Genomic DNA, 392 nt, shown 5'->3' with positions numbered 1-392 from the left:
TTGTTGCCGGCCGTATCCGTTGCGGTGACGGTCAGCCTGTGCGGGCCCTCTCCCAAACCCGTGGGCGTGAACGTCCAGTTTCCGGACGGATCTGCCGTCGTCGTGCCCAGCAACGTCGTGCCGTCATACACGCTCACCGTGCTGCCTGCTTCCGCTGTGCCGCTTAATGTCGGCGTCGCGTCATCAGTACTGCCGCCAGAGGCAATCGCACCAACAACAGAGCCCGCATCGTCCGTCACCGTACCGATGACCGGCGCACCGGGTGCCGTCGTGTCGCCCGTCACCGTTACCGAAGCAGACGGGCCCGTATTGCCCGCCGCGTCGGTAGCAGTCACGCCAATCACCGTGCCGATCGGCAGCGGGGTCGATGGTGTGTACGTCCACGCGCCGCT

At 66.1% G+C, this 392-nt stretch carries 1 protein-coding gene; it reads right to left on the bottom strand.

The genetic code is table 11. The features are described 5' to 3' along the window. Nucleotides 1–392 (bottom strand): Ig-like domain-containing protein (locus H0X90_RS35550; RefSeq protein ID WP_196438457.1); only part of this gene is annotated, 392 nt, incomplete at both ends.

The organism is Burkholderia sp. 9775_39 (assembly GCF_015712225.1).
Lineage (GTDB): Bacteria > Pseudomonadota > Gammaproteobacteria > Burkholderiales > Burkholderiaceae > Burkholderia > Burkholderia cenocepacia.
Note: the sequence above shows the minus strand (reverse complement) of the source record. Positions and strands in the feature narration are given on the sequence as shown.